1 protein-coding gene is annotated in these 389 nt (G+C 69.9%); it reads right to left on the bottom strand.

The window, feature by feature from the left end; genetic code table 11:
- Window positions 1-389, bottom strand: a 389-nt coding sequence (locus AB4091_RS21980) for a glutathione S-transferase N-terminal domain-containing protein (protein WP_442295059.1), incomplete at both ends; no start/stop codon positions are given.

Raw genomic sequence — 389 nt, 5'->3', positions numbered from 1 at the left:
TCCGCGCGGGCCTCGGGTCCGGCGAGATCCTCGACCCGCTTCAGGACGGAAAGATTCGACACCGGGTGGATGTCGCAGGCCACGGCCAGCGCGATGGCCCGGACACGGGCGCGGGCGGCGGGAGCGGCCGGCAGCAGGGGGGCAGCAGGGCGGGTTTCCTCGAGATATTCCAAGATCGCCAGCGACTGGGTCAGCACCAGCCCGTCGATCTCCAGCACCGGAACCAGCCCCTGCGGATTGACGGCGAGGTGGCGGGACGCCTGCTGGCCGCCAGCGACTAGATCGACCGTCGTCCGCCGGTAAGCGACGCCTTTCAGCCCCAGTGCGATCCGCACCCGGTAGGACGCTGACGACCGCCAGTAGTCGTGCAGGACGACCTCGCCTTTCTG

Origin of the sequence: Terrabacter sp. 2RAF25 (assembly GCF_052115265.1) — a bacterium.
Taxonomy (GTDB): Bacteria; Actinomycetota; Actinomycetes; order Actinomycetales; family Dermatophilaceae; genus Terrabacter.
This window is presented reverse-complemented; position numbering and strand designations above follow the sequence as displayed.